The 4,059-nt window shown below is 66.0% G+C and carries 3 protein-coding genes and 1 pseudogene; 3 read left to right on the forward strand and 1 reads right to left on the reverse strand.

All coding sequences use genetic code 11. The annotated features are described in order from the left end of the window. A partial coding sequence (locus tag G3N93_RS35750) for an acetyl-CoA C-acyltransferase (protein ID WP_206135101.1) occupies positions 1 to 978 on the forward strand: 978 nt, incomplete at its 5' end. Between the two features lie 101 nt (positions 979 to 1,079). Here the strand turns inward: G3N93_RS35750 and G3N93_RS35755 are convergent. Next, complete coding sequence (locus G3N93_RS35755) at positions 1,080 to 1,772, reverse strand: TetR/AcrR family transcriptional regulator (RefSeq protein WP_206135103.1); 693 nt, start codon at positions 1,770 to 1,772, stop codon at positions 1,080 to 1,082. Positions 1,773 to 2,128: 356 nt separating this feature from the next. Here G3N93_RS35755 and G3N93_RS35760 point away from each other — a divergent pair, with 356 nt between their 5' ends. After that, the gene (locus G3N93_RS35760) at positions 2,129 to 3,409 is read left to right on the forward strand and encodes a Zn-dependent hydrolase (RefSeq protein ID WP_206135105.1); all 1,281 of its coding nucleotides are present in this window, start codon (positions 2,129 to 2,131) and stop codon (positions 3,407 to 3,409) included. Positions 3,410 to 3,544: 135 nt separating this feature from the next. Next, positions 3,545 to 4,059: pseudogene (locus tag G3N93_RS35765) on the forward strand (dihydropyrimidine dehydrogenase); the annotation flags it as partial.

Genomic DNA, 4,059 nt, shown 5'->3' on the forward strand with positions numbered 1-4,059 from the left:
GCCGCGCTGAAGCCCGGGCTGCCGCTCGCGGCGGGCGCGACCACGGTCAACAAGATGTGCGGCTCGGGGATGAAGGCCGCGATGTTCGCGCACGACCTGCTGCTGGCGGGTTCGGCAGGCGTCGCCGTCGCGGGCGGGATGGAGAGCATGACGAATGCGCCGTACCTGCTGCCGAAGGCACGCGCGGGGATGCGCATGGGTCACGGGCAGGTGCTCGATCACATGTTCCTCGACGGGCTCGAGGACGCGTACGAGAAGGGCCGTCTGATGGGCACGTTCGCCGAGGATTGCGCGCAGGCGTACCAGTTCACGCGCGAGGCGCAGGATGCATTCGCGATCGCATCGCTGACGCGCGCGCAACGTGCGATCGCCGACGGGCATTTCGTGTCGGAGATCGCACCGGTGACCGTGAAGGCGGGCAAGAGCGAAACGGTCGTGTCGATCGACGAGCAGCCGGGCAAGGCGAGGCTCGACAAGATCCCGACGCTGAAGGCTGCTTTCCGCGACGGCGGCACGGTGACGGCCGCCAATGCGTCGTCGATCTCGGACGGCGCGGCCGCACTCGTGATGATGCGCCGCTCGGAAGCGGAGCGCCTCGGCCTCACGCCGAAGGCCGTGATCGTCGGGCATTCGACTTACGCGGACAAGCCGGGCCTGTTCGCGACCGCGCCGATCGGCGCGCTGCGCAAGCTGTCGGAGAAAACCGGCTGGAACCTGCGCGATGTCGACCTGTTCGAAATCAACGAAGCGTTCGCCGTGGTGCCGATGGCCGCGATGCGCGATCTCGACCTGCCGCACGAGAAGGTCAACGTGCATGGCGGCGCGTGCGCGCTGGGGCATCCGATCGGTGCATCGGGGGCGCGCGTGATGGTGACGCTGCTGGCCGCGCTCGAAACGTATGGGATGAAGCGTGGCGTCGCGTCGCTGTGCATCGGCGGTGGCGAGGCGACGGCGATCGCGATCGAGCGCATCGTGTAACGCATCACGCGCAGTACGCATGCTGCGACGCGTACGACGGGTATCGCACGGGCATCACCTGTGCGATACCCGTTTTGCTTTGGGTGGATCGCGTTGTCGCGCTAGTCCTTCACGTGCGGCGACAACGCCCCGCATGCGCGAATCACGAGTTGCACGACCTGTTCGGTCTTGTCGTCGAACGCCTTCTGCGTGAACGTGCGTTTGCCGCTCAGCGCGCGGATCTGCGCATCGAAATCCGCGTAGTGCTGCGTGGTGGCCCAGATCAGGTACATCAGCGCATGCGCGTCGATCGGCGCAAGCAGCCCGCGCGCGATCCAGCCGTCGATGACCTTTACGCGTGTATCGAACCACGGCTTCACGCGTTCCGACAGGATGTCCTGCATGTGCTCCGCACCGTGGATGATCTCGTTGGCCCAGACCTTCGAGCCGAGCGGACGCCGCCGTGAAAGCGCCATCTTCGCGCGCACGTAGGCACCGATCGCTTCGACGGGATCGTCGTCGGCCTCGAACGAACCGGCCGCGCGATGCCAGTCCTCGAACAGGTCGTCGAGCACGCGGCGGTACAACGCAAGCTTCGTCGGGAAGTAGTAATGCAGGTTGGCTTTCGGCAGGCCCGCGCGCTCCGCGATCATCGCGGTGCTCGCGCCGTCGAGCCCGCGTTCCGCGAACACGGCCTCCGCACAGGCGAGCAGATGCGCTTCGTTGGACTCGCGGATGTGCGCTTTGCGTCGCCGCAAAGGCGCGGGCGTTTCGTCGCTGTCGGTGGCTTCGGTTGCCGCCTCGTCATGTCTCATCGTTGCCCTCGCGCGGCGGGCGTGCCGCGTTGGGCTTCATTCTAGCCGCTGATTCGCATCGAACGCACGCGTACCGATATCGCGCATTCATCGCCATGCTGCGTTGCGATGGCACGTTTCTCGCTCCATTCATTCACGCAAGAAAGAGATTGATTTGGTCATTTTGATCGTCTAAAACCTGTCCAATCGGACAGGATTCGACGAGCGGCGGAAATCTTTCAACCGGATTCGTCGGACGATCTTCGCGAACGATCGGGGCATGCACCGCGCTTGGGCGCCGTTGCCCCGAAACAGGCATGACACGCACCGGCACAGACCGGGCTGACGATATCACCGACCCCACAGGAGCGATACGAATGAACGCGGTATCGGAAACAGTGAAGCGGGCAGCTTTCGACACGTCGATCAAGGTCGACGGCAAGCGGTTGTGGGACAGCCTGATGGAAGTCGCGAAGATCGGCGCGACGCCGAAGGGCGGCGTGTGCCGCCTCGCGCTGACCGATCTCGACAAGGCCGGCCGCGACCTGATCGTTGGCTGGGCGAAGGCCGCCGGCTGCACGGTGACGGTCGATACGATGGGCAACGTGTTCATGCGTCGCGCGGGCCGTGTGGCCGATGCGGCGCCGGTCGTCACGGGCTCGCACGCGGATTCGCAGCCGACGGGCGGTCGCTTCGACGGCATCTACGGCGTGCTCGGCGGCCTCGAGGTGATTCGCAGTCTCAACGATCACGGCATCGAGACCGAGCATCCGGTCGAGGTCGTGATCTGGACCAACGAGGAAGGCTCGCGCTTCGCGCCCGCGATGGTCGCCTCCGGCGTGTTCGCGGGCGTGTTTCCGCTCGAATACGGGCTGTCGCGCAAGGATGTGGACGGCAAGACGATCGGCGAGGAACTGGCGCGCATCGGCTATGCGGGTGACGTGCCCTGCGGCGGACGCAAGCTGCACGCGGCATTCGAACTGCATATCGAGCAGGGGCCGATTCTCGAGGCGGAGTGCAAGACGATCGGCGTCGTGACCGACGCGCAGGGGCAGCGCTGGTACGAGATCACGTTCACGGGCCAGGAAGCGCATGCGGGGCCGACACCGATGCCGCGTCGCCGCGATGCGCTGCTCGGCGCGTCGCGCGTGGTCGATCTCGTCAACCGGATCGGCCTCGATCATGCGCCGTTCGGCTGTGCGACGGTCGGCATGATGCAGGTCTACCCGAACTCGCGCAACGTGATTCCCGGCCGCGTGTTCTTCACCGTCGATTTCCGTCATCCGGACGACGAGGTGCTCGCGAAGATGGACGCCGCGCTGCGTGACGGCGTGGCGCGCATCGCCGCCGACATCGGGCTCGAGACCGAACTCGAGCAGATTTTCTATTACAAGCCGGTCGCGTTCGACGCTGCCTGTGTGGAAGCCGTGCGCAGTGCGGCCGACCGCTTCGGCTTCTCGCATCGCGACATCGTGTCGGGTGCCGGTCACGATGCGTGCTACCTCGCGCAGGTCGCGCCGACGTCGATGGTGTTCGTGCCGTGTGTCGACGGCATCAGCCACAACGAGATCGAGGACGCGACGCCCGCGTGGATCGAGGCCGGCGCGAACGTGCTGCTGCACGCGATGCTGTCGCGCGCATGCGAGCCGGCTTCATGACGCCTGGACCGTAGCAGCCGGCAGGCTGCTCAGCGCCTGACAGCCTGACCGTAGCATTCCTAATAACGACCGCCCCGACTGTGCATTCGCAGCCGGCGGGGACGGCTTTGTCTCCACCCAGTCGAAGGAACGCGTATGACCACCAAGCCAACCGGCGATATCGCCGCGCATCGCCTGTCGTCCACGCAACTCTCGTGCGAATTCGCCGATATCGCGCCGCTGCTCGATCCGACTGCCGCCGCGGCCGCCGCCAGCCGCTGCCACTACTGCTACGACGCGCCGTGCGTGCAGGCCTGCCCGACGCAGATCGACATCCCGAGCTTCATCCGCAAGATCGGCAACGGCAACCTGAAGGGCGCCGCGACCGACATCCTGTCGGCGAATCCGCTCGGCGGGATGTGCGCACGCGTGTGTCCGACCGAGATCCTGTGCGAAGGCGCATGCGTGCGCAACCACCAGGATGCGCAGCCCGTCGCGATCGGCGCGCTGCAGCGGCATGCAACCGACTGGGCGATGGAGACCGGCGCGGTGCGCTTCACGCGCGCGAGATCGGGAGAGCGTCGGGGAGGGAAAGAGGGTGCGCAAGCGTGTAGACCACGGTGGGCGCCCAAGCATTCAAACAAAAAAATACACTGGACAACACATGTCAC

Origin of the sequence: Burkholderia sp. Se-20378 (assembly GCF_017104665.1) — a bacterium.
Lineage (GTDB): Bacteria > Pseudomonadota > Gammaproteobacteria > Burkholderiales > Burkholderiaceae > Burkholderia > Burkholderia lata.

Excerpts from the sequence above, each read along its gene's own strand:
- G3N93_RS35755 (WP_206135103.1), bottom strand. The coding sequence starts at position 1,772 with ATGAGACATGACGAGGCGGCAACCGAAGCCACCGACAGCGACGAAACG.
- G3N93_RS35760 (WP_206135105.1), top strand. The coding sequence starts at position 2,129 with ATGAACGCGGTATCGGAAACAGTGAAGCGGGCAGCTTTCGACACGTCG.